Source organism: Candidatus Binatia bacterium (genome assembly GCA_036493895.1).
Classification (GTDB): Bacteria; Desulfobacterota; Binatia; order UBA1149; family CAITLU01; genus DATNBU01.
In genome coordinates, this window is the sequence record DASXOZ010000079.1 from 84,033 (window position 1) to 107,402 (window position 23,370).

Sequence of the window (23,370 nt, forward strand, 5' to 3'; positions counted from 1 at the left end):
CAACTCTCGAAGCACGTATCTGCGAGCCGGGCGCCGAGAAGGGTCCAGATGCGAGGCGGAGGCGCGTGAGTGAGCGCAGGCGTACTTCCTGTACGCCGGAGCGAACGAAGCGCCGACAACGAAGCAGATGGGCCCTTATCGGCGTCCGGCCCCCCGGTTTGACCTCGTCCGCAAGGCTGTGGGAGCATCGCCGGATGTCCACGGCAGCCTCCAATGCGCTGCGCGACGAAGCGGTCGCGATCGTTCGACGCCTGCAGCAGGCCGGGCACCAGGCGGTGTTCGCCGGCGGCTGCGTGCGCGACGAGCTGCTCGGGCTGCCGCCGTCGGACTACGACATCGCCACTTCGGCAAGGCCCGAAGAGGTCGAACACCTGTTCGACCGCACGCTCCCGATCGGGCGCCAGTTCGGGATCCTGCTCGTTGACGGCGGCGAACATCACTTCGAAGTGGCGACGTTCCGCCGCGACTCCGTTTACATCGACGGGCGGCGGCCGGTTTCGGTCGAGTTCAGCGACATCGAGACCGATGCGCGACGCCGCGATTTCACGATCAACGCGATGTTCGAGGACCCCGTGGCCTCGCGCGTGCTCGACTTCGTCGGTGGACGGGAGGACCTCGAGCGGCACCTTCTTCGTGCGGTCGGCGACGCGTCCGAGCGTTTTTCCGAGGACTCGCTGCGCCTGCTGCGCGCGGTGCGCTTCGCGTCGCGTTACGATCTCGTGATCGATGAAGCGACGTCGAGCGCGATGGCGGCTCTCGCGCCGAGCATCGCGCGCATCTCGGCCGAGCGCATCGGAGAAGAGATCGTCCGCATGCTCACGGAGGGGGCCGCACGCCGCGCGTTCGAGTTGCTCGACGCAACGGGGCTGCTCGCGCCGGTGCTTCCGGAGATTTCCGCGATGAAGGGCTGCCTGCAGTCGCCCGACCACCATCCCGAAGGCGACGTGTTCGTGCACACGATGACCTGCATCGGGCACCTGCCCGCCGGCTGCAGCGAGACGCTCGCGTTCGGCGTGCTGCTCCACGACGTCGCCAAGCCGCCGTGCGCGGGTGTTCGCGACGACGGCCGCCGCACGTTCTACGGTCATACTCGCGACGGCGCCCAGATGAGCGAGGACATCCTTCGCCGCCTTCGCCGCAGCCGCCAAACGATCGAGCGCGTGCGCTTCCTCGTCGAGCAGCACCTGCGTCACTGCTCGGCGCACCAGATGAAACCGGCCACGCTCAAGCGCTTCCTGCGCCAGGACGGCATCGAGGAGCTGCTCGCTCTGACGCACATCGACGCGCTGTCCTCCAACGGCGATCTTTCGCACTGGCAGTTCTGCCGCGATGCGCTCGCCTCGCTGGCGGAGGAGCAGATTCGTCCTGCGCGCCTGATCGGCGGCCAGGAGTTGCTGGCGCTCGGACTTTCCCCCGGGCCGCGTTTCCGCAGCATCCTGGCGGCGGTGGAGGACGCCCAGCTCGAAGGAAAGCTGTCCTCGCGCGAGGACGCGCTCGAGTTCGTGAAACGTTTCCTCGAAGCCGACGGCTGAGCCGGAGTTTCTGGCCGATCAGCCTGCGGCTGATCCTTCCGGCCGATCAGCCTGCGGCTGATCTTTCTGGCCGATCAGCCTGCGGCTGGTCCTTTCGGCCGATCAGCCTGCGGCTGGTCTTTCTGGCCGATCAGCCTGCGGCTGGTCTTGTTCAGCCGATCGAATCGAGCCACGCGAGCAGGAGGCGAATTCCGAAGCCGGTGCCACCCTTCGGAAGGTATTGCAGCGAGCGCTCGCTGTAGGCCGTCCCGGCGATGTCGAGGTGAGCCCACTTCGTCTTGCCGACGAAGTGGCGCAGGAAAAGAGCTGCGCTGATCGTCCCCGCAAATCCGCCGCCGATGTTGCGGATGTCGGCGACCGACGAGCGGATGTCTTCCTCGTAGTCCTCGACCAGCGGAAGCTGCCACAACGTCTCGCCGGTGCTGGCGCCGCACTCGATCAGCTTGTCGACGAGGCGCTGGTCGTTGCCCATCACTCCGGCAATGCGCGTCCCGAGCGCGACGACGCAGGCACCCGTCAGCGTAGCCGCATCGATGATGCAGTCGGGCTCGAGCTCGGTCGCAAGACAGAGCGCATCGGCGAGCACGAGGCGGCCCTCCGCGTCGGTGTTGAGCACTTCGGCCGTGGTGCCGTTGCGAAAACGGATCACGTCGCCTGGCTTCTGGGCGCCGCCGCCGGTCATGTTTTCGGCCGCCGCGACGAAGCCGTGGACTTCCACCGACGGCGCCAGGTGCGGCAGCGCCTTCATGATGCCCATCACCATGGCGGCGCCGGACATGTCGATCTTCATCGTCTCCATCGACTTGGCCGGTTTGAGCGAAAGACCTCCGGAATCGAACGTGATGCCCTTGCCGACGATCGCAACCTTCGCGCGCGCGCGGCGCGCGGGCTTGTAGACGAGCTTGATCAGCGCGCCGCCGTGACGGCTTCCGGCCGAAACGCCGAGGATGCCGTTCATCTTCTCGCGGCGCAGCCTTTCGCCCTGCCACACTTCGCAGCGCACGCGGCTGCCGCGCGCGAGCGTGCGCGCGACAGAAGCCAGGTGGGAAGGAACCTTGACGCCCGGGGTCTCGTTGACGAGGTCGCGTGCCATCGCGACCGCCTCGCAAACCGCGCGCACGCCGTCGATGGCATCGCGCGAGCGCGCTCCGTCGGCGAGCGACGGTGACGACAGCACCAGGCTCTTCGGGCCCGCGTACGAGCCGTTCTTTTTCGTGCGGTACTTGTCGTACGAGTAGCCCGCCAGCGTGAAGCCTTCGACGATGGGCACGAGCACGTCCGCAGGCTTGTCGGCGTCGTCGATCGCAAACGCGACCGTCGCGGCGCGCACCGATGCCGCGGTGGCACGCACTGCCGCGGCAGCGCGCCGCCAGCTCTCCGCCGATTTGCCGTCCCCGACGCCGACGAGCAGCAGGTCGTGGTGGTCGGCCTGCACGAGAATCGTGGAGCCGGCTTTTCCTTTGAACGAAAGGCGTTTCGCGCGCCGGACGGCTGCATCGTGCGCGGCCTTGGCAAGCTGCGCGACGGCGCCACCGGTTTCCTTGCCCTCGCGGACGGCAACGGCAACGAGCTCCGCGGAAGCCTCCGCGGCCTTGAGACGGGCGACCTTGATGATCATGCGGCTCCCTGTGAAACCTGCGCAGCGAAGAGCGTACGCGGCAACGCGCGATTCATAGCGTGGTCGCCGCGCCGAGTCTCACGGCGCAGCTTGCGGCACGCAGTGCGAGCCGGGAATCAGCCGCCGAAAACGGTCACGCCGCATCGCGGCGTCGCCGGGCGCAGCCTGCGTCAGGCCGCGGAGTCCGCGGAAGCCAGCAGGGCGTCCGCCAGGTCCGCGCCGTCACAGCCCTGGGCAGGAACGATGCGCGCGGTCGGTCGTTCGTTCGCGGTTCGCCGGCGCCCGCGCTGGATTTCGTTCGACTTCTCGCACCACTGCTCGAGGCCCTGGCGCACGTAGTCGGGATTCATTCCCAGCATCATGCAGACGTTGTTGAACGAGAAGACGGCGCGGTCGTCGTCCGATCCGATCCAGCCCTGCGCATCGAGGAAGAGCTGGCGCCGTTTCGCGTCGCGGGCATGCATGTGTTTCTGGAAGCATTCGATCGCGTCCTGGATGAGCGCGATCAGAAGGCGATGCTCGCCAGACGGGAATTTTTTTCTCTGGATCGCAGCAAAATGCTGCGCGGGAAGGATGATGTCCGGATCGAAGACGTCGAGAAGGCGCTCGTCGGACTGGAACCGTCCTCCGCGTTCCGTGGCTTCCTCCATCTCACAACCTCCGCAACCACATCGGAACCGGGAAGCCTCCCCGGATCCGTCCACTCCACCACCACCGTGCCCTCGGGTCGCCGGTCCTTGCCTTGCCGGCGGTCACCGACGCAGCGTCCGACTCACCAGGACACTTCAACCAACGCTCTAGGACTTCGCGCCAAACCGGCGCCGCTGACCGTCTTTACCCTCCGGTCAACACGTCAAACCTGCGCTGATCCGGGTAGCGTAGTCAAGGGTGACGACGTGGATTGTGCACGCAGTGGCGGAAGCGGTGCCGTGCTTTCGCCTGTTGTTCGACTGTTGTGCGACTTGAAGTTCGCCGGCTTGCGGCGAAGCGAGCCGCTTCACCACGGAGCATGGATGCCTCCGCTGGCCGGCTTGCGGCTCCGGTGGCCGACTCCACCGCGCGCCGCAATCAGACAGTGAACGATTCGCCGCAGCCGCAGGTCGTCTTCACGTTCGGGTTCTGGATCTGGAAGCCGGCGTTCTGCAGCGTCTCGGCGTAGTCGACGACCGTGTCGACGAGGTAGAGGTAGCTCTTGCGATCGACGAGCACTTTTCCTCCGCCTGCCTCGAAGATCTTGTCGCCTTTCTTCTCCGCGTCGAGCTCGATCTTGTATTGAAGCCCCGAGCAGCCGCCGCCGATGACCTTGATGCGAAGGCCGGCGACCGGCGTCGTCGAAGTCTCGGTCAGCTTGCGAATGCGGGAGCCGGCGTTGTCGGTGACGGTGATCATGCGTGGCCCTGTGCGAGCGACGCAGCAGGCTGCGGCGCCGTCTCGCGATAGAATGGCGACAGCGCGCGCAGTCGCCGCACCTCGGCGATGACGCGCGCGGCGGCAAAATCGATTTCCTCTTCGGTGTTGAAGCGGCCGATGCCGAAGCGGATCGAGGAGTGCGCCATCGCGTCGCTGACGCCGATCGCCCTCAGCACGTACGAAGGCTCGAGCGTGGCCGAGCTGCACGCCGAGCCCGAAGATACCGCGATCTCGCGCAGCCCGAGCATAAGCGACTCTCCCTCGACGTGCGCGAAGCTCACGTTGAGGCTTCCCGGAAGCCTGTTTTCCAGGGTACCGTTGACCTGGAGCTGGTCGAGCGACTCGAACAGCTTCGCGCGCAATCTTTCGCGCAGCGCGAGCAAACGGCAGCTTTCTTCGCCCATTTCCCGCGCGGCAATCGTCAGCGCCTCGCCCATTCCCACGATGCCCGGCACGTTGAGCGTTCCCGATCGCATGCCGCGCTCGTGGCCGCCGCCGTCCATCTGCGCGGTAATGCGCACGCGGGGATTCTTCGCGCGCACGTACAGCGCACCGACGCCCTTCGGCCCGTAGCACTTGTGCGCGGACATCGACAGGAGGTCGATGTTCATCGCGCGCACGTCGATCGGGATCTTGCCCGCGCTCTGCGCAGCGTCGCTGTGCAGCAGCACGCTGCGCTCACGGCAGACGGCACCGATGGCGGCCAGCGGCTGGATCACGCCGATCTCGTTGTTCGCGTGCATCACCGACACGAGCACCGTGCGACCGGTGATCGCGGAGGCGACGCTCTCGGCGCTGACGAGACCGCGCGAATCCGGCCTGAGGTACGTCACGTCGGCCAGGCCGTCGCGCACCAGCGACTTGCACGAATCGAGCACCGCCTTGTGCTCGGTGGCCACCGTGACGATGTGATTGCCGCGCGAGCGGTGGAAGTGCAGCGCGCCCTTGAGCGCGAGGTTGTCGGATTCGGTCGCGCCGCTGGTCCAGACGATCTCGCGCGCCTCGGCACCGATCACCGAAGCGACCTGCCCTCGCGCCGTCTCGACGGCCTCTTCGGCCTCCCAGCCGAACGAGTGGGTACGGCTCGCGGCGTTGCCGAAGCGGTCGGTGAACCACGGCAGCATCGCGTCGAGGACGCGGCGGTCCACCGGGGTCGTCGAGTGATGGTCGAGATAGATGCGGCGCTGAGGCATGGCGTCCGGCCCGCAAAGGCCGATCCGCCGGAAGATAAGGTCGCTTCCGGGGGCGTTCAACCCCCCAGGCCCGCCGAAGACTGCGAGACGTATGCATTTCCCGCGTGCCGCGGACATCCGCAGCGGCCATCCCCTCGAAATGCGCAGCAGTCCCGGGCTCGGGCGGGAGTTCAGCCGGAGGGAAGCGCGTACCTGTCGCGGATCAGGACAGGACGCTCTTCAGGAAACGGCCGGTGTGCGACTCGTTGCAGGCGGCGACTTCTTCGGGCGTCCCGGCGGCGACCAGGATTCCGCCGCCGCCGCCGCCTTCCGGTCCGAGGTCGATGACCCAGTCGGCAACCTTGACGACGTCGAGCTGGTGCTCGATGACGACGACGGTGTTTCCGGCATCGACGAGCATGCCGAGCACCTCGATCAGGCGCCGCACGTCGGCAAAATGCAGCCCCGTCGTCGGCTCGTCCAGGATGTACAGCGTGCGCCCGGTCGCGCGTCGCGCGAGCTCGCGTGCGAGCTTGATGCGCTGCGCTTCGCCGCCCGACAACGTCGTGGCCTGCTGGCCGAGGTGCACGTAGTCGAGGCCGACCGACGCGAGCGTCTCGAGCTTGCGCCGCGCCGAGGGGATCGGCGACAGGAACTCGAGCGCTTCGGCCACCGTCATGTCGAGCACGTCGGCAATGTTCTTCCCCTTGTAGCGCACTTCGAGCGTCTCGCGATTGTAGCGCCGCCCCCCGCAGGCATCGCAGAGCACGTAAACGTCGGGAAGAAAGTGCATCTCGATGCGGATCATGCCGCCGCCCGAGCAGGTCTCGCAGCGACCTCCCGAGACGTTGAACGAAAAGCGGCCGGGCGAGTACCCGCGCATTCGCGCCTCGGGAGTCATCGCGAAAAGATCGCGGATGTCGCCGAAAAGACCGGTGTACGTGGCCGGATTGGAACGCGGCGTGCGTCCGATGGGCGTCTGGTCGATGTCGATGACCTTGTCGATTGCATCGATGCCGTCGATCGCATCGTGGTCGCCGACGTCGAGGCTCGCTCCGTTGAGACGTCTTGCGAGCGAGGCGTACAGCGTGTCGATGATCAGCGAGCTCTTGCCGGACCCCGAGACGCCGGTGACACAGGTCAGGCAGCCGAGCGGGATCGCGACATCGATGCCGCGCAGGTTGTGGTGGCGAGCGCCGCGTACGACGAGGTTCTGTCCCGTGCCGGCGCGGCGGATCTCAGGAACGTCGATCTTTTCCTTGCCCGCGAGAAAACGGCCGGTCAGCGAAGCCTCGACGGCGATCACCTCGTCGCAGCTTCCCTGCGCAACCACCTGGCCGCCGAGCCGGGCAGCTCCGGGACCGAGGTCGATCAGGTGGTCGGCGGCGCGCATCGTGTCGGCGTCGTGCTCGACGACGAGCACGGAGTTTCCGCGGTCGGTCAGCGCCCTCAGGCTCGCGAGCAGGCGGGCATTGTCGCGCTGGTGGAGTCCGATCGACGGCTCGTCGAGCACGTAGAGCACTCCGGTCAGCCCCGCACCGATCTGCGTCGCAAGGCGGATCCTCTGGCTCTCGCCCCCGGACAACGAGGCCGTCGCGCGCTCGAGCGTCAGGTACGAAAGACCGACATCCAGCAGGAAACGCAGCCTCTCGACGATCTCCTTGAGGACGAGCTTGGAAATATCCTGCTCGCGCTTCGTCAGCTTGAGCTTCTCGAGGAACGAGGCGGCTTCGTCGAGGGGAAGCGCGACCACGTCGACGATACTGAGACCGCCGACCAGTACCGAGCGGGCCTCGCGGCGCAGCCTCTTGCCGCCGCAGGCGTCGCAGGGTTTTTCCGACATGTACGGCTCGAGCTCCGAGCGTACCCACTCCGACTCCGATTCCTTGAACCGCTTCGTGAGGATCGCGACGATGCCGGCAAAAGTCTTGGCGCTGCTGCGCGTGACGGAAAGCTTGTCGTCGCCGCTGCCGAGAAGCATCGTGCGGCGCACCTCTTCCGGTAGGTCCTGCCACGGCGTGGACGCCGAAGCGCGATGTTCCTTGAGAACCGCGTTCTGCGCCCAGTCGTAGCGGTCGGCCAGGCGTCGGTTCCAGCCCGCGATCGCGCCGTCCTCGATCGTCGCTTCGGGGCGCACGACCAGGCGCTCGGGATCGAACGTCGCGACACGGCCGAGGCCGTTGCACTGCGGACAGGCGCCGTGGGGGCTGTTGAAGGAAAACGTGCGCGGGCTCAGCTCGGCGAAGGAGACCCCACAGGTGGCGCATGCGAAGCGCTGGCTGAAGTTCTCTTCTCCGCTCTCGCCGTCCGGCGAAGTCCATGCGGCGATGATGCTCTGCTCGGCCAGGCGCAGCGCGACGCCGATGGAATCGACGAGACGGCTCTCGATGCCGGCCCGCAGCACGATGCGGTCGACGAGCACCTCGATGTCGTGGTTCTGGGTACGCGCCAGCGTGATGTCTTCGCCGAGATCGCGCATGACGCCGTCGACCCGCACGCGCAGGAAACCCTGTTTTTTCAGGTCCGCCAGCTCTTTCTTGTACTCGCCCTTGCGGCCGCGCACGATCGGCGCGAGCACGTCGACCTTGGAGCGGGCCGGAAGTTCGCCGATCCTCGCGGCGATCTGCGCGACGGTCTGCGACGAGATCTCGCGCCCGCACTGCCAGCAGTGCGGTTTTCCGATCGTCGCGTAGAGCAGGCGAAGGTAATCGTAGACCTCGGTCATCGTGCCGACGGTCGAGCGCGGGCTATGCGTCGTCGTCTTCTGCTCGATCGAGATCGCCGGCGACAGGCCTTCGATCGAATCGACGTCCGGCTTTTCCATCTGTTCGAGGAACTGCCGCGCGTAGGCCGACAGCGACTCGACGTAGCGGCGCTGTCCTTCGGCGTAGATCGTGTCGAACGCGAGCGAGGACTTGCCGGAGCCCGAAAGGCCGGTGATCACGACGAAGCGGTCGCGCGGGATCTCCAGGTCGAGGTTGCGCAGGTTGTGCTGGCGGGCCCCGCGAATGACGATCGAGTCGCTCATCGTGCGGCGAGCCGCCGGCGCAGCACTTCGAGCTCACCCTCGACGAGGCGGCGGTAGCGGGCCAGCGAAACTTCGTCGGTCGCCTCGAAGCGCAGCACGAGGATGGGCTGGGTGTTCGACGCGCGGATCAGTCCCCAGCCGTGGTCGAACTTCACGCGCACGCCGTCGACGTCGACGATCGAATGGCCGAGCTCGCGGAAACGCTCCTGCGCAGCGCTGGCGAGCTCGAACTTCTGCTCGTCGGGGCAAGGCACGCGGATCTCGGGTGTGTAGACGGTGTGGGGCAGGTCGGCGAGCATCCTGCCGAGCCCGAGGCCGCTGCGCGACAGGATCTCGATCATGCGCGCGCCGGCGTAGATGCCGTCGTCGAATCCGAAATAGCGGTCCGCGAAGAACAGGTGCCCGCTCATCTCGCCTCCGAGAAGAGCGCCGGTCTCCCGCATCTTCGCCTTCAGCAGCGAGTGTCCGGCCTTCCACATGATCGCGCGGCCTCCGCGCGCCTCGATGTCGTCGAAGAGGCGCTGCGAGCACTTCACTTCGGAGACGATCGCGGCGCCGGGACGGCGCGCAAGGATGTCGCGCGCGAACAGCACCAACATCTCGTCGCCCCAGACGACGCGGCCGCCGGAGTCGACGACGCCGACGCGGTCGGCGTCGCCGTCGAATGCAAGACCGAGGTCGGCGCCGGTTTCCTTTACCTTGCGCCGCAGGTCGGCGAGGTTTTCCTCGACAGTCGGATCGGGATGGTGATTGGGAAACGTGCCGTCGGGCTCACTGAAAAGCTCGACGACTTCGCAGCCCATCGCTCGATAGATCCGCGGAGCGACCGGCCCCGCGGTGCCGTTGCCGCTGTCGACGACGACCTTGAGAGGGCGCGACAACCGGCCGAAATGCTCGGCCATGAAACCGCAGTACGCGGGCGCGATCGCGAAATCTTCTTCGCTTCCTTCTGCGCCGGCCGGCGATGCGGCTGGCGATGCGGCGCCGGCCGGCGGCGCGGCCGGCGATGCTGCGCCTGTCGGCGATGCCGCGCCGATGCGGCGTGCAAGATCGCGGATGGCCTCGCCATGGATCGTCGCCTTGCCGACGACGATCTTGAAGCCGTTGTGATCGGCGGGATTGTGACTGCCCGTCACCTGGATGCCCGCCGAAAGGTCGAGCAGGTGCACCGCGTAGTAGAGCAGCGGAGTCGCACACATTCCGACGTCGACCACGTCGATGCCGCCGCCGCGAATGCCCTGCTTGAGCGCGCCGGCATGGGCGGCACTCGTCAGCCGGCAGTCGCGACCGACGGCGGCGCGCGTGATCCCGCGCTCGCGCAACATCGACGCGAACGCACGCCCGAGCGCCTCCGTGAATTCCTCGTCGTAGTCGGTTCCGGGAACGCCGCGGATGTCGTACTCGCGGAAGATCTGGGGATTGAGCTTCACTGCGCGCGCTGCCTGCTGCGCGCCATCGAGGCCGCCAGCAGGATCGAGGCCTCCATGCTGTCCGCGCTCGCCTTCCCGCTTCCCGCCAGGTCGTAGGCCGTGCCGTGGTCGGGCGACGTCCGAAGGAACGGAAGTCCCATCGACACGTTCACCGCTTCGCGGAAGTCGACGAGCTTGAGCGGGATGAGGGCCTGGTCGTGATACATGCAAAGAACGGCATCGTAAGCACCCGAGACAGCGGCGGCAAACAGCGTGTCGGCCGGGAAAGGGCCCCTGGCATCGATTCCGGCGCGACGCAGCCTCGCGACCGCCGGGCGAAGGATGCGCGCTTCTTCGTCACCGAAGAGTCCTTCTTCGCCGGCGTGGGGATTGAGGGCAGCGACCGCAAGGCGCGGCTGCGCGATGCCGTGAAACTGCGCAAGATGGCGGGCGGCGGTGCGACCGGCGGCGACGATGCGATCGCTCGTGAGCGCCTTCGGGACTTTCGCGAGCGCGATGTGCGTCGTCACGAGCACGACGCGCAGCTTCGGGCCCGCCAGCATCATCGTGGCCGGCTTGCCGGCGATTTCCGACAGATACTCGGTGTGGCCGTCGTAGTGGTGCCCGGCCTTCTGCATCCAGTATTTATTCAGCGGCGCGGTCGCGAGCGCATCGCAGCGACCTTGCGACGTCTCGCGCGCTGCCGCCTCGAGGTAGCGGAAAGCCGCTTCGCCGCAGCGCCGGCCGGGCTTCGGCAGCGATCCGTCGATGCGAAGATGCGTCACCGGCTCGACGCTTTCGATCGCGCTCGGCGATCCGCTGCGGATGCGCCGCGCCTTGCGTGCCACCTCGAGCACGCCTTCGTCGCCGAAGACGCGCAGGCGGCAGGCACGAAGCACCGAGCGCCGCGTGGCCGCTTCGGCGACGATCTCGGGACCGATTCCGGCAGGGTCGCCGAGGCTGACGGCGACGAGGGGCTTCACGATCCGGCGGCAGTCAGGGCCAGGTTGTCGACGAGGTTGACGATGTGGTGGTCCTTGCGAAGGTCTTCCTTCGCCCACTTCTTGTAGCGCTCTTCGAGCCTTTCGTCGTAGAGTTTCTTCGACAACTCGTCCTTGACCTGGTCGAACGGCTTGCGTCCCGACGCCTTGATGTCGACGACCTTGACGATGTAGAAGCCGCCCGGTCCGTCGACAGGATCGGAGACGTCACCCTTGCCGAGACCTGCAAGAGCCTTTTCATACTGCGATGCCATCGATCCGCGCTTGAACTCTCCGAGGCGGCCTCCGTCGCTTGCCGCGGGCCCCTTCGAGTACTTCTTGGCCGCGTCTTCGAAGTCGCGCTTGGCTTCCTTGCGGACCTTGTCGGCCGCGTCGCGGCCCTTGGCGCCTTCTTCTCCCGACGTCGGGCCCGGCAGGAAGATCGCCGCCACCTCGAGCCTCTCGCCTTCGAGGTATTTCGGGTCGTCTTCCCAGGCCTTTCGCACTTCCTCTTCGGGAACGTTGACGCGCGAGCGGATCAGCAGGTTGATCAGCTGGATCCTCTCCACTTCCTCGCGCATCCTTTCGAAGTAGTCCTTCCACGTGATGCCGGACTTGGCGATCTCGGCCTGCAGCGTGTCGCGCGTCTGCCTGGTCTCCTCGAGCACGCCGTCGATGTAGCGGTTGACCATATCGTCGGGCGCATTGATGCCGTTCTTCTCGAATTCGGACTTCAGCAGCTTGCGCTCGATCATCGATTCGAGCAGCGCGCGATAATCGTTGCGCACGTCGGGCGGCAGGAACGGCGCGCCGATGACGCCGTAGCGCTTGAGCTCCCTCAGCGTGATGGGGTCGCCGTCGACGACGGCGACGATGCCGTCATGGATGCGGTCGCCCTCGAGCCTTGCAGCGGGTGGAAGCGCGGCCGGCGGCGGCGGCGGCTGATCGGGCTGGCCCGGCTGCGCGGCAGGCTGGGCAGCGGGGGGCGGCGTGGCCTTGGCGGGCGCAGCGGGATGCGGCGCCGCGAGCGCCGGAACAGACACCGCGAGCAGCGTCGCTGCCGCGACAGCGGCGACGACGCCGTCAGCGCGCCGCGCGACGCAGCGTATGCGCGGACGAAGGCTGCCTGGTTCTTTCATCGATCGTCTCTCCATCGTCGCCCTTTTCGAGCCTGGCGAGCAGGCCCTCGATCTCATCGACAAGGTTGTCCCAGCCGCCCGGGGCGGTGGTCATCGTCAGCACCGCCTCGGGTCTCAGCCGGAACCGTTTCGGCTGCCTGGTCGCCAGCGCGAGCAGCAGCTCGGGGGAGACCGGGGAACGCGCATCGAAGCGAATCGCGACGACGTTATCACTGGCCTTCAGCGAGAGCACAAGGAGGCGTTTGAGCGCAGGCCGCAGCCGCATGATGCGCACGAACGCCCGGGCTTCCTTCGGCAGGCCGCCGAATCGGTCCTCGAGCTCCTCTTTCAGTGCGTCGACGGCGGCCGCATCGGGTGCCCCGGCCAGGCGCTTGTAGAGCAGCAGGCGCTCGCCGATGTCGGCGATGTACCAGTCGGGGAGGAAGGCTTCCGCGCCGAGCTCGATTTCCGGCTCGACCTGGGCAGTCGCCGCGATGCCGCGGATCTCCTGGCTGGCCTCCTCCATCATGCGAAGGAACATGTCGAAGCCGACGGCACCGATGTGCCCCGACTGGGCCTTGCCGAGCAGGTTGCCTGCGCCGCGGATCTCCAGGTCGTGGGCCGCCAGGCGAAAGCCGGCGCCGAGGTCGTCGAGATCCTGCAGCACCGCCAGCCTCTTGCGGGCGTCGTCGCTCATGCGCTCGCCCGGAACGAGCAGGTAGGCGTACGCGCGGCGATGGGAACGTCCGACGCGCCCGCGGATCTGGTAGAGCTGGGCCAGGCCGAACGCGTCGGCTCGGTCCACGAGGATCGTGTTCGCGTTGGGGATGTCGAGGCCCGATTCGATGATCGAAGTGCACACGAGCACGTCGATGCGGTGCTCGAAGAACTCCACCATCACCTTTTCGAGCGCGTCCTCGTCCATCTGCCCGTGGCCGACGCCGATGCGCGCGCCGGGCACCAGCTCGCCGATGCGGCGCGCCGCGGTGTCGATCGAGCTGACGCGGTTGTGCACGAAAAACACCTGGCCTGCGCGACCGAGCTCGCGGCGGATCGCCTGCTGGATCAACCCCTCGTCGTAGCGCGCGACGTAGGTACGGATCGCGAGGCGGTCGACCGGAGGAGTCTCGATGAGGCTGAGGTCGCGCACTCCGCTGAGCGAAAGCTGCAGCGTGCGCGGGATCGGCGTTGCCGTCATTGTCAGCACGTCCACTTCGCGCCGGAGCTTCTTCAGGTGCTCCTTGGCCTTGACGCCGAAGCGGTGCTCCTCGTCGATCACGAGAAGACCGAGCCTTGCGAACTCGATGTCCGCCTGCAGAAGCCGGTGCGTGCCGACAACGACATCGATGGTGCCGGCGGCAAGCCCCTTTGCCAGCTCAGCGTTTTCGGCCTTGCCGTGGAAGCGCGAGATCATCGCGAGCTTGAGCGGATAGCCCTCGAAGCGGCGCTGCAGCGTCTCGAAGTGCTGGCGCGCCAGCACGGTCGTCGGAACCAGAACCGCGACCTGCTTGCCGGCCATCGCGACGAGATACGCGGCGCGCACCGCGACTTCGGTCTTGCCATAGCCGACGTCCCCGCAGACGACGCGGTCCATCGGCCGGTCGCGCCCGAGGTCTTCGACGATGTCGCGGATCGCCGTAAGCTGTCCCTCGGTTTCCTCGAACGGAAAACGCGCTTCGAATTCCTCGAAATCCGGCCCCGGCCGCGCCCACGGCTCCCTCTTGGTCACCTGGCGGAACGCCTCGAGATCGAGGAGCTCGCGCGCCATCTCCAGGATCGAATCCTTGGCCCGGCGCTTGGTCCTCTCCCACGTCGCGCCGCCGATCTTGTCGAGCTGGGGCACCGCGCCCGAGGCCCCGGTGAATTTCTCGACGAGGTTGATGCGGTCGACCGGAAGGTAGTAGCGGTCTCCGCCGGCATACTCGATGTGAAGGAAATCACCTTCCATCCCCGCCGCCTTCATGTGCCGCAGGCCGCGGTAGTGACCGACGCCGTGGTCGACGTGCACGATGTAGTCGTCGGGCTTGAGCTCGGCCAGCGCCGAAAGCGTGCGCGCCCGCGCAGCGCGCCGGCGGCGTGGCCGCGCGCGGCGCTCCCCGAAGATCTCCTCGTCACTGACGACGAGGATGCGGTCGGCGGCAAGCGAAAATCCTTCGCGCAGGTGGCCGTCGACGAGCCAGATCGAGCCTGCATGCCCGGCCACGGCTTTGGCGAAGGTCTGGCCGCGCACGATGCGCTCGACGCCGGCAAGGCCGAGAAGATGATCGATGCGCCCGAGCTGGGTGGGGTCGGATGCCATCACGACGACGCGGATTCCGTCGTTGCGAGCGCCCGTCAGGGCATCGACGACCGGCGAAAAGCTCGACTCGCCTTTCTTTGCCCTGGACTGGACCCGCGCCGCGGTAATGCGCGTGTTCGGCGAGACGTCGATGCGCCAGGTGCGGTGTCCCGCCTGCCCCGACGATTCGACGGCTTCGGCAAAATCCAGCTCGATTCGCGGGCGCCGCGAAAGAAGCGAGTGCAGCTCGGCGCGACCGAGGTGCAGCAACTCCGGGTCGGGATGAAAGCTTCCGGCGCCGCGCGCGGCCTCGATGGCCTCTTCGAGGCTTTCGTGGAGCGTATCGACGCAGCCTTCGACGGCGGGCGGATCGACGAGCACCAGCAACAGGTTCTTCGGCAGGTGATCGAGGATCGTCGTGCGCGATCCGTACGCGTAGGGAGCGAGCAGCTCGATCCCCGGGAAATGCACGCCGCTGGCAAGGTATTCATCGAGGCGCCGGCGCTCGCTGCTCGGCAGCAGCAATTCTTCGCAGCGCTCGCCGATGCGCCGGCGCATTTCGGCGGTGGCCATGCGATCCATCGACACGGGGGCCGACGGCAGCACGACGAGGTCTTCGCTCGGCTGGAACGAGCGCTGGTCCGACGGATCGAACAGGCGGATCGACTCGACGACGTCGCCGCCCAGCTCGACGCGCAGCGGGTATTCGAAACCCGGCGGCCAAAGATCGACGATTCCACCGCGCACCGCGACCTCGCCCTGCTCGTCGACCGTCGGTACCTTGCGGTAGCCGCGGCCTTCGAGCCGCGAGACGAGATCCTCGAGCAGCATCTCGTCGCCGACGACGAAGTACAACGACGCGGCCGTCAGCGCGTCGGCCGGCATCGCCCACTGCGACAACGCTTCGACCGAAGCGACGACGATCGGCGCCTTGCTTTGCGCGAGCTGGTAGAGCGCCGAAGTGCGCGACGCCTCGACGTCCACCGACGGCGAGACCATCTCGAGCGGCGGCGCCTCGCGGCACGGAAACAGGTGCACGCGGCGCGCGAGGAAGCTGTCGTCGGGCTTCTCGCCGAGGAAGGACTGCAGCTCGGACGCCAGCTCCTCGGCCGTTTTTTCCGACGGCGCGACCACCAGCGCAGCCCTCTCGAGGCCATCGAGCACGCGCGACAGCGCGTAGGCCGGCGAGCCGCCGACGAGGCCCTGGATCCTCCACACGAGTTCGGGGTAGCCGGCCAGCTCCTCGCGCAGGCCGCTGCGCAGGCTCGAAGTGGAGACGTCCGTGCTCAAGAGCGGTCGAGGCGAGAGTCGAGAAAGGAAACCAGCGCGCGAAGGCCGAGGCTGTAACTGTCGGCGCCGAAACCGATGACCTGGCCCACCGCAACACCGGCGACGAGCGAGCGGTGACGAAACTCCTCGCGTCGATGGATGTTCGACAGGTGACACTCGACGGCAGGAACGCTGCTGCCGGCAATCGCGTCGCGGATCGCGACGCTCGTGTGCGTGTACGCACCGGGATTGATCAGGATGCCGCTGTTGCGCGCGGCCGCCTGCTGGATGCGCGTCACCAGCTCGCCTTCGCCGTTGGACTGGAACGATTCGATCGTCCAGCCGAGCTCGGACGCAAGACGCGCGAGCGAGGCGTCGATGTCGGCCAGGGTAGCGGTTCCGTAAACCTCCGGCTCCCTCGTCCCGAGCATGTTCAGGTTCGGTCCGTGGAGCACGAGCAGGGGCTTGCGGGTGGCGGCGCTCATCGAATCCTCCTCTCTACATCGAAGCGGCGATCTCGGCCACCTCGAGGGTTTCCGCCCTGCAGCACCCGATCGCTTCGCAGACGATGTAGGCGACCCGGCCACGCAGGGCCTTCTTGTCGAGCGCAATCGCCCGCATGAGCGCCTCGCGGTCGAGGCCGGGGGGAACCCGGTGTTCCAGGCCGAATTTTTCCAGCAGCGCCTCGATGCGTCGAAGGTCGCCCTGCGCGCACAGGCCGCGCCCGGCCGACAGGCGCGTGGCCACTCCCATGCCGATCGCCACCGCCTCGCCGTGAAGGAAGCGGTCGTACCCGGTGGTCTGCTCGACGGCGTGCGCGACGGTATGGCCGAAGTTGAGGATGCGCCGCAGCCCGGTCTCTTCGCGCTCGTCCTTCTCGACGACGTCAGCCTTGATCTCCACGCAGCGCGCGATGACGTCGCGCAGAACGGATTTGTCGCGCGCGAGCAGCGCGCCGGCGTCGCGCTCGAGGCGTTCGAAAAGCTGCGCATCCAGGATGATGCCGGCCTTGACGACCTCGGCCAGGCCTGCGACGAGCTCGCGCTCCGGCAGCGAATCGAGCGTGTCCGGATCGATCCGCACGGCCGAAGGCTGCCAGAACGTGCCGACGAGGTTCTTGCCCTGGCGTCGGTCCATTCCCGTCTTTCCGCCGACGCTGGAATCGACCTGCGACAGCAGCGTCGTCGGAATCATCACGAAGCGCACGCCGCGAAGGATGGTCGATGCTGTGAATGCCGTCAGGTCGCCGACCACGCCGCCACCGAGCGCGACGAGCACGGCGCCGCGGTCGATGCCCGCGTCGAGACAGGCGTCGTAGATCCTTTCGACGCTGGCCATGTTCTTGTGGCGCTCGCCGTCTTCCAGCGTGATCGCGAGCGCAGTCGCGGCCAGCGACGAGTCGGCGCGGCGCAACGACTCGAGAAGCGCGCGAAGGTACAGGGGTGCGACGACGGTGTTCGTCACGACGAACACCCGGCTCGGCGCCAGCTCCGCGACCGCGCTGCCCGCATCGTGCAGGACACCGGAGCCGACGGTGCAATCGTAGGAGCGCTCGCCCAGGCGAACGGGCACGGTGATACGGTCGTTCATCGCTTGTTTCCCGAGGCCGGCGTGCGCATTTCCGCGTCGCTGCGTCCGCTTCCGCGCAGCCGCGGCGCGATCGCCGAGGCAACTCTCGCAGCGGCCTGCTCGACGCTGAGCCCGTCGGTTTCGACCATGACGTCGGCCTTGCGGTAGGCAGGCAACCGCTCCTCGTACAGCTTCCTCAGACGCTCGCCGGCGCCCGGCCCCGAGGCCAGCGGCCGTTTATCCGAGCGAGCCACGCGATCGAGGATCACTTGCGGCGAGGTGACGAGGCATACCACCGGACCGAGCGCCTTCAGCACTGCGCGGTTGTCCGGATCGACGAAGGTGCCGCCTCCGGTTGCGATCACCGACGGCCTCGGCAGCGAAAGGGCCGCGATCGTCTCGCGCTCGAGGCGACGGAAGCCGGCCTCGCCGCTGCGCGCGAAGATCTCGGAGATCGACGTCGCGGATTTCTCCTCGATGACCTGGTCGGTGTCGACGAAGTCGAAGCCGAGGCGGCGGGCGAGGCGCTTTCCGACGGCGGTTTTTCCCGAGGCCATGAAGCCTGTGATCACGACGTGGAGCATGGCCAAAGGAGAAGACTAGCACGGCCCGACTCCGATGGAACGCGCTGCGGCGGGGCGCATCCGCTCGTATGCGCAGCGCGCTGGCGAGCGAATTCACCGGCGGATCACGGCGCGGTCGCATCGTCGAGAACCCGGGGCGTCACCAGCACGAGAAGCTCTTCCTCTTCGTGCAGGTCGGAGCTCTTGCCGAACAGGGAGCCCAGTACCGGCACGTGGTGGATTCCCGGGATTCCCGCGTCGTTGGCGGTGGCCGCTTCGCGCGTCAATCCGCCGAGCACTGCGGTTTCCCCGCTCGTGACGAGGACCTCGGCGTCGACCATGCGGCTGAGCTCCTCGGGAATGTCATCCGGCGGAAGTGGTGCACCGAGGCTGCTCGACTTGGCCTTGATCCGCAGCAGCACGCGGCTGCCTCCGCGAATGGACGGTGTGACTTCCAGCCGCACGCCCACCGGAATTTCCTCCGTCGCACGATCGCTTGCCGGCACCGTCGTGTCATTGCCGACGACGGTGCCGTGGCTCGGCAGCCGGATGCGAAGAATGCGCGCGCTCTCGACCGTTGCCGGGCTCCCTTCGAGCATCACGACGCTCGGTCTCGAGACGACGCGCAGCTTGCCGCTGGCCTCGAGCGCGGAAAGTCGGGCATCCAGCGCCGAGGCACCGTGAGTAGCAATGAGGAGCGCGGCGCTGCCGGCGTCGCTCACCGGCGGAGGGAATTTGACCTCGCTTCCAACGGTACCGGTGAGCTTCCATTCGACGCCGAGATCCAGGCGCGCCGTGCGCGAGCACTCGACGATCTTCGCGTCGAGCAGGATGCGCCTCTGCGGCCGGTCGAGCTCGGAAATCGTCGCAAGAAGGTGCGCCGTGGCATCGGTCGCACCGGTGAGGACGAGAGTATTGGACGCCGCGTCGGCCGCGACGGAAACGCCGAGCGTTTCGCCGGCGTGCGCGAGGATCGTCGCCGTGTCCTTTGCCGTTGCGTGGGCCAGGTGCACGACGCGTGGCCTCAGCGATGCACCTGGATGCTCGTCGTGTTTCGCAGGGTCGTGAGCGACCGCGGGCGATGTGGCCGCAGGCGGTGATGCCGCAGCGATCGATGCCGGCTGCGCGACCTCGACGGGCGTTGCGGCATCGCCTTTCGTCTGGTCGTCGCGATGCGGCGACGGACGCCGCACCTCGATCATGTCGTCGGCAATCGAGTAGTCGAAGCCGAACACGTGGGCATACGCTTCCAGGCGCTGTTTCCAGTCGAGCGCTGCCGAAGCGCTCGCGGTAAGGTCGCCGCGCAAATCGGGACTCAGGACGAGGTCCTTGTTCGCGTCCCTTGCGACATCGCCGAGCCACGCCGACAGCGGCCTCGTCTTTAGCTCGGAAGCCGTAGAAGCGAGCGGCAGCGCTGGCGGCGCAGGGGGGTGCAACACCGCGGGAAGGGCCACCTGCCGGGAAACCTGCAACGACCCGAACGGTGCCAGCAGGCGTCGCGATACAAGCGACGTCGCAGCGACCGTGCCGGCGAGCGCGAGCACGGCGGCGGCGCGCCGGCGCCGGTCGCTGCGCTTTCCCGCAGCGAGAAGGTCAGTGCGCACGGCCCGCTCCGAACCACGCCACCGCAAGACCGACCGGCACCGCAAGATCGCCGCCGAGCGCCTCGGCGCTGCCCTCGGTGCCGGCGAGCACCGAGACTGCCGCCAGGTGCTGGCGACGGGCACCCTCGGTGTCGGCGCTGCCGAGAGCCTCGGCCAGCGACGCCAGCGCGCACGGCTCGCAGTCGAGCGCCGCCAGTCGCAAACGCGCCCGCCGGAACATGGCCGCCGCATGCGCGACGGCCGCCTCGTCAGCCCACGCCGTCAGGCCCTCGGCGCCGCTGACCAGGCTCGAGCATCCCGAGATGGCGTCCCCGCCGTGCTCGTCTGCCGGCGACCGGTTCGCCGATCCGACGCGGCAGAACGGCGCCGCGAGCGCCGCCACGTGCCACGCCTTTTCGCAGCCGAGCACCCACGCGATCTCGAGGACGCCTGGAGCGAAGAGGGAACCGGCCACGGGCGGCGAGTACGACGCTGCGCAGGCCTCCAGCAACGGCTCCCGCTCGGCGCGAGCGACGACCGCCGCCACGATGCGGTCGGAAGCCAGGTACCAGAACGTTGCGCGGCGGGCACGGAGCGGGACGGACATGCGCGAGAGTCGCTCGGTGCAAGGCTTTCGCGCAACGACGCGGCTGTAATGGAAAGACGACCGGCCACGATGGCGCGGCAGCGTCCGGGCGAACGCGGCGGCGCAGGTGCTGCCGCTCTGCACATGAGCACGCCGCTCGTGGCTTCGCCGCCACGCCATGAAAACATTGGGGCGGTGCCTGGTTTCGTCCACGTGACCCCGCTGCCGGCAGTCGCCTCGCTGGCGCGCCTGACGTACTCCGTGCCCGACGCGCTCGCCGGCGTCGTGACCGTCGGCGTGCGCGTCGTCGTTCCGCTCGGCCCGAGGCGTGTCACCGCGCTGGTGGTCGGCATGGCCGACACGGCGCCCGACGGAGTCGCCTGTCGTCCGCTGATCTCGCTGCTCGACGATTGCCCCATCGTGCCGGGCAAACTGCTCGAGCTTCTCGAGTGGATGGCGGACTACTACCTCGCCCCCGTGGGCGAGGCCCTGGCACTGGCCGTCGGCCGCGCGCTGACGACGACGTCCCAGCGCGTCGTCTCGCTCCACGACACCGCTGCCACCGGCGAGGATCCGCTCGAAACGCAGATCCTTGCGCTGCTCGCGAAAGCCGGCCGGCCTACGCCGCTCGCGCGTATCGCGCAGGCGGTAGGGCGGCGATCGATCGATCGCTCCCTTGCGGCGATGAGCGCGCGCGGCGTCGTGTCGATCGACGACGTGATGGCGGCGCCGCGGGCGCGCACCCAGTTCGAGACGACGATCGTCGTCGAACGCCTGCCCGACGAGCTGACGGAATCGACGATGTTCAGCCGCGCGCCGAAGCGGCGCGCGTTGTTCGACCACCTCGTGCGCGCGCCCGGACGCCGCGCAACGATGTCCGAGCTCGGCGAGCTGTTCCCGTCGGCCGCCCAGTCGCTGGTGCCGCTGGTCGAGGCGGGGCTGGTGCGAAGCATCAAGACCGAGCGCCTGCGTGCGCCGGGAGACTACGTCGAGGCGGGCCAGGCGCCCGAATTGACGAACGACCAGCAGCGGGTAGTCGACAGCGTCACAGGCTGCCTCGAGAGTTTTTCGACGCTGCTATTGCAGGGAGTGACGGCGGCCGGCAAGACCGAAGTCTACCTTCGTTCGATCGAAGAGACGCTTTCGCGCGGGAAAGGCGCGCTCGTGCTGGTGCCCGAAATCTCTCTGACGCACCAGGTAGTCGCGCGCCTGCGCGCCCGCTTTGGCGACCTCGTGGCAGTGCTGCACAGCGACCTGACGCCGGGCGAACGCTGGGACGAATGGCGGCGCATCGCGCGCGGGCAGGCGCGGGTCGCCGTCGGTGCGCGCTCGGCAGTGCTGGCACCGCTGCCGTCGGTAGGCCTGATCGTCGTCGATGAAGAGCACGATGCGTCGTACAAGCAGGACGACGGCGTGCGCTACCACGCACGTGACACTGCAGTGATGCGCGGCCGCATCGAGGGCTGCCCCGTGCTCCTCGGATCGGCGACACCTTCACTCGAAAGCTGGCGTCATGCGATCGAGGGGCGCTATCGCCACCTGCGGCTGCCGAACCGCGTCACGCCGTGCCCACCGCCTCGCATCGAAGTCGTCGATCTGCGCGGCAAGGACATCGAGTCGGCCGGCGGGCTGAGCCCGGCGCTCATCGACGCGATCCGCGCCAACTTCGATGCCGGCGGGCAGACGCTGCTGTTTCTCAACCGGCGCGGCTATGCGCGCTCGCTGCAGTGCTGGGGTTGCGGCTCCTCGATGGAGTGCTCGTCGTGCAGCGTCGCGCTGACGGTGCACCAGGGCGACCGCTCGCTGCGCTGCCACCACTGCGACGCGCGCCGCGCGATCCCGTCGGTGTGCCCGTCCTGCGGCAAGGACGCGCTTTTCTCCCAGGGCCTCGGAACCCAGCGGCTGGAGGCTGCCGTGCGATCGCTGCTGCCTCGCGCGCGCATTGCCCGCCTCGACCGCGACGTCACCGAACAGCGCGGGCTGCTCGCCGAAACGCTCGCCGCCTGGCGACGACGCGACGTCGACGTGCTGCTCGGCACCCAGATGATCGCCAAGGGACACGACGTTCCCGGCGTCACGCTGGTCGGTGTCGTGCAGGCGGACATGTCGCTGTCGATCCCCGATTTCCGCGGAAGCGAGAGAACCTATCAGCTCATCGCCCAGGTTGCCGGACGCGCGGGCCGCGGCAATGACCAGGGCCGCGTGCTCGTGCAGACGTACCAGCCCGAACATCCCGCGATCGCGATGGCCGCGGCCCACGAGTTCGACGGTTTCGCGCGCATCGAGCTCGCAGCGCGCGCCGAGCTCGGCTACCCGCCCCACACGCGCATGGGAATGCTGCGCCTGGAAGGAGCAGAGCGCAGCGTCGTCGATCGGCTGGCGGCGCAGGCCGCTCGCGCGATGAGCGAGTGCGGCCGCAGCGATCCCGCGTTCGCGGTGCGCGGTCCCGCACCGGCAGTGATCGAGCGCATCAAGGAGCGCTATCGCTTCCACGTGCAGGTGCGTTCGGTCCACTCGACGCTGGTGCGAGCGGCGCTGGCCCAGGGCCGCGCCAGCGTCGCGATCGCCGCGCGGGCCTCACGCGTGCGCGTGCTCGCCGACGTCGATCCGGTCGACATGTTCTGACGCTGTCGAGGGCCATCGGATCGTCGCAGGGCCTCGTGCGGGCGTGTTGCGATTGCGGCTTTTTTGCCGTTGACTGGCCGATGTGTCCGTCCTCGAGATCAAGAAATACCCGAGCCGCGTGCTCAAGCAGAAGGCGCATCCGCTGCGCGAGATCAGCAGTCGCACCGCGCGCATGCTCCACGACATGGTCGACACCATGTACATCGCCAACGGGATCGGGCTGGCGGCTCCCCAGGTCGGCGTCCTCGAGCGCGTGATCGTCGTCGACATCGATTCCCAGAACCGCGGCAAGAACCTGCTGAAGATCATCAACCCGGTGATCGTCGAGTCGCACGGCTCGATCGTCTGGGAAGAGGGCTGCCTGAGCATCGTCAACTACGTCGCCGAAGTGAAGCGCGCGCGCGAAATCCTCGTACGCGGCTGGACGCTCGACGAGAAGGAAGTGGAGGTGGAGGCGAGCGAGCTGGAAGCCGTGTGCCTCCAGCACGAGATCGATCATCTCGAAGGAACGCTGTTCATCGACCACGTCTCCCGCCTGAAGCGCGAGCTGTATCGCAAGCGCCTGCGCAAGGAGAATCCCGAGTTGGTCGAAGACCCCGAGTCTCCCGCAGGCACCATCCTCTGACGGCC

General features: G+C 67.9%; 17 protein-coding genes. 3 read left to right on the forward strand and 14 right to left on the reverse strand.

The annotated features are described in order from the left end of the window. Positions 1-194 precede the first annotated feature (194 nt). Complete coding sequence (locus VGK20_18805; protein ID HEY2776098.1) at positions 195-1,532, forward strand: CCA tRNA nucleotidyltransferase; 1,338 nt, start codon at positions 195-197, stop codon at positions 1,530-1,532. Positions 1,533-1,683: 151 nt separating this feature from the next. Here VGK20_18805 and VGK20_18810 read toward each other — a convergent pair whose 3' ends face one another. The 14 genes from VGK20_18810 to VGK20_18875 form a co-directional block, all read right to left on the reverse strand. Beyond that, positions 1,684-3,150 (reverse strand): leucyl aminopeptidase, encoded by a 1,467-nt coding sequence (locus tag VGK20_18810; GenBank protein HEY2776099.1) that lies wholly within the window; start codon positions 3,148-3,150, stop codon positions 1,684-1,686. A gap of 170 nt (positions 3,151-3,320) precedes the next feature. After that, positions 3,321-3,800, reverse strand: a complete 480-nt coding sequence (locus tag VGK20_18815) for a hypothetical protein (GenBank protein ID HEY2776100.1) — start codon at positions 3,798-3,800, stop codon at positions 3,321-3,323. A gap of 418 nt (positions 3,801-4,218) precedes the next feature. Next, entirely contained in the window at positions 4,219-4,539 is a 321-nt protein-coding gene (locus tag VGK20_18820; GenBank protein HEY2776101.1) for an iron-sulfur cluster assembly accessory protein, read from the reverse strand. Beyond that, on the reverse strand, positions 4,536-5,753 hold the full coding sequence (locus tag VGK20_18825; protein ID HEY2776102.1) for an IscS subfamily cysteine desulfurase: 1,218 nt from the start codon (positions 5,751-5,753) through the stop codon (positions 4,536-4,538). Before VGK20_18825 ends, VGK20_18820 begins: the two co-directional genes overlap by 4 nt. A gap of 202 nt (positions 5,754-5,955) precedes the next feature. Continuing rightward, on the reverse strand, positions 5,956-8,760 hold the full coding sequence (gene uvrA, locus VGK20_18830) for an excinuclease ABC subunit UvrA (protein ID HEY2776103.1): 2,805 nt from the start codon (positions 8,758-8,760) through the stop codon (positions 5,956-5,958). After that, positions 8,757-10,190 (reverse strand): phosphomannomutase/phosphoglucomutase, encoded by a 1,434-nt coding sequence (locus VGK20_18835; protein HEY2776104.1) that lies wholly within the window; start codon positions 10,188-10,190, stop codon positions 8,757-8,759. Before VGK20_18835 ends, uvrA begins: the two co-directional genes overlap by 4 nt. Further along, on the reverse strand, positions 10,187-11,152 hold the full coding sequence (pdxA, locus tag VGK20_18840) for a 4-hydroxythreonine-4-phosphate dehydrogenase PdxA (GenBank protein HEY2776105.1): 966 nt from the start codon (positions 11,150-11,152) through the stop codon (positions 10,187-10,189). Before pdxA ends, VGK20_18835 begins: the two co-directional genes overlap by 4 nt. Beyond that, positions 11,149-12,288 carry a peptidylprolyl isomerase gene (locus VGK20_18845; GenBank protein HEY2776106.1) on the reverse strand — a complete coding sequence of 380 codons (1,140 nt, stop codon included), beginning with the start codon at positions 12,286-12,288 and terminating at the stop codon, positions 11,149-11,151. Before VGK20_18845 ends, pdxA begins: the two co-directional genes overlap by 4 nt. Beyond that, complete coding sequence (mfd, locus tag VGK20_18850) at positions 12,233-15,835, reverse strand: transcription-repair coupling factor (GenBank protein HEY2776107.1); 3,603 nt, start codon at positions 15,833-15,835, stop codon at positions 12,233-12,235. The genes VGK20_18845 and mfd overlap by 56 nt, the downstream gene beginning before the upstream one ends. Continuing rightward, complete coding sequence (gene aroQ, locus VGK20_18855) at positions 15,832-16,299, reverse strand: type II 3-dehydroquinate dehydratase (GenBank protein HEY2776108.1); 468 nt, start codon at positions 16,297-16,299, stop codon at positions 15,832-15,834. The genes mfd and aroQ overlap by 4 nt, the downstream gene beginning before the upstream one ends. Before the next feature lie 13 nt (positions 16,300-16,312). Further along, positions 16,313-17,404, reverse strand: a complete 1,092-nt coding sequence (gene aroB / locus VGK20_18860; protein HEY2776109.1) for a 3-dehydroquinate synthase — start codon at positions 17,402-17,404, stop codon at positions 16,313-16,315. Continuing rightward, positions 17,401-17,967: a shikimate kinase gene (locus VGK20_18865; GenBank protein ID HEY2776110.1), complete on the reverse strand. Its 567-nt coding sequence runs from the start codon at positions 17,965-17,967 to the stop codon at positions 17,401-17,403. The genes aroB and VGK20_18865 overlap by 4 nt, the downstream gene beginning before the upstream one ends. 104 nt (positions 17,968-18,071) lie before the next feature. After that, complete coding sequence (locus VGK20_18870; GenBank protein ID HEY2776111.1) at positions 18,072-19,550, reverse strand: secretin N-terminal domain-containing protein; 1,479 nt, start codon at positions 19,548-19,550, stop codon at positions 18,072-18,074. Then, positions 19,540-20,136, reverse strand: a complete 597-nt coding sequence (locus VGK20_18875; GenBank protein ID HEY2776112.1) for a hypothetical protein — start codon at positions 20,134-20,136, stop codon at positions 19,540-19,542. Before VGK20_18875 ends, VGK20_18870 begins: the two co-directional genes overlap by 11 nt. A gap of 174 nt (positions 20,137-20,310) precedes the next feature. Here VGK20_18875 and priA point away from each other — a divergent pair, with 174 nt between their 5' ends. Further along, the gene (gene priA, locus VGK20_18880) at positions 20,311-22,740 is read left to right on the forward strand and encodes a primosomal protein N' (protein ID HEY2776113.1); all 2,430 of its coding nucleotides are present in this window, start codon (positions 20,311-20,313) and stop codon (positions 22,738-22,740) included. Between the two features lie 82 nt (positions 22,741-22,822). Then, positions 22,823-23,365, forward strand: a complete 543-nt coding sequence (gene def, locus VGK20_18885; protein HEY2776114.1) for a peptide deformylase — start codon at positions 22,823-22,825, stop codon at positions 23,363-23,365. The last annotated feature ends 5 nt before the right edge of the window (positions 23,366-23,370 follow it).

Coding starts and splice junctions, on each gene's coding strand:
- aroQ (HEY2776108.1), bottom strand. CDS start 16,299: ATGAGCGCCGCCACCCGCAAGCCCCTGCTCGTGCTCCACGGACCGAAC.
- aroB (HEY2776109.1), bottom strand. CDS start 17,404: ATGAACGACCGTATCACCGTGCCCGTTCGCCTGGGCGAGCGCTCCTAC.
- VGK20_18805 (HEY2776098.1), top strand. CDS start 195: ATGTCCACGGCAGCCTCCAATGCGCTGCGCGACGAAGCGGTCGCGATC.
- uvrA (HEY2776103.1), bottom strand. CDS start 8,760: ATGAGCGACTCGATCGTCATTCGCGGGGCCCGCCAGCACAACCTGCGC.
- VGK20_18845 (HEY2776106.1), bottom strand. CDS start 12,288: ATGAAAGAACCAGGCAGCCTTCGTCCGCGCATACGCTGCGTCGCGCGG.
- VGK20_18875 (HEY2776112.1), bottom strand. CDS start 20,136: ATGTCCGTCCCGCTCCGTGCCCGCCGCGCAACGTTCTGGTACCTGGCT.
- VGK20_18865 (HEY2776110.1), bottom strand. CDS start 17,967: ATGCTCCACGTCGTGATCACAGGCTTCATGGCCTCGGGAAAAACCGCC.
- VGK20_18825 (HEY2776102.1), bottom strand. CDS start 5,753: ATGCCTCAGCGCCGCATCTATCTCGACCATCACTCGACGACCCCGGTG.
- VGK20_18820 (HEY2776101.1), bottom strand. CDS start 4,539: ATGATCACCGTCACCGACAACGCCGGCTCCCGCATTCGCAAGCTGACC.
- VGK20_18815 (HEY2776100.1), bottom strand. CDS start 3,800: ATGGAGGAAGCCACGGAACGCGGAGGACGGTTCCAGTCCGACGAGCGC.
- VGK20_18810 (HEY2776099.1), bottom strand. CDS start 3,150: ATGATCATCAAGGTCGCCCGTCTCAAGGCCGCGGAGGCTTCCGCGGAG.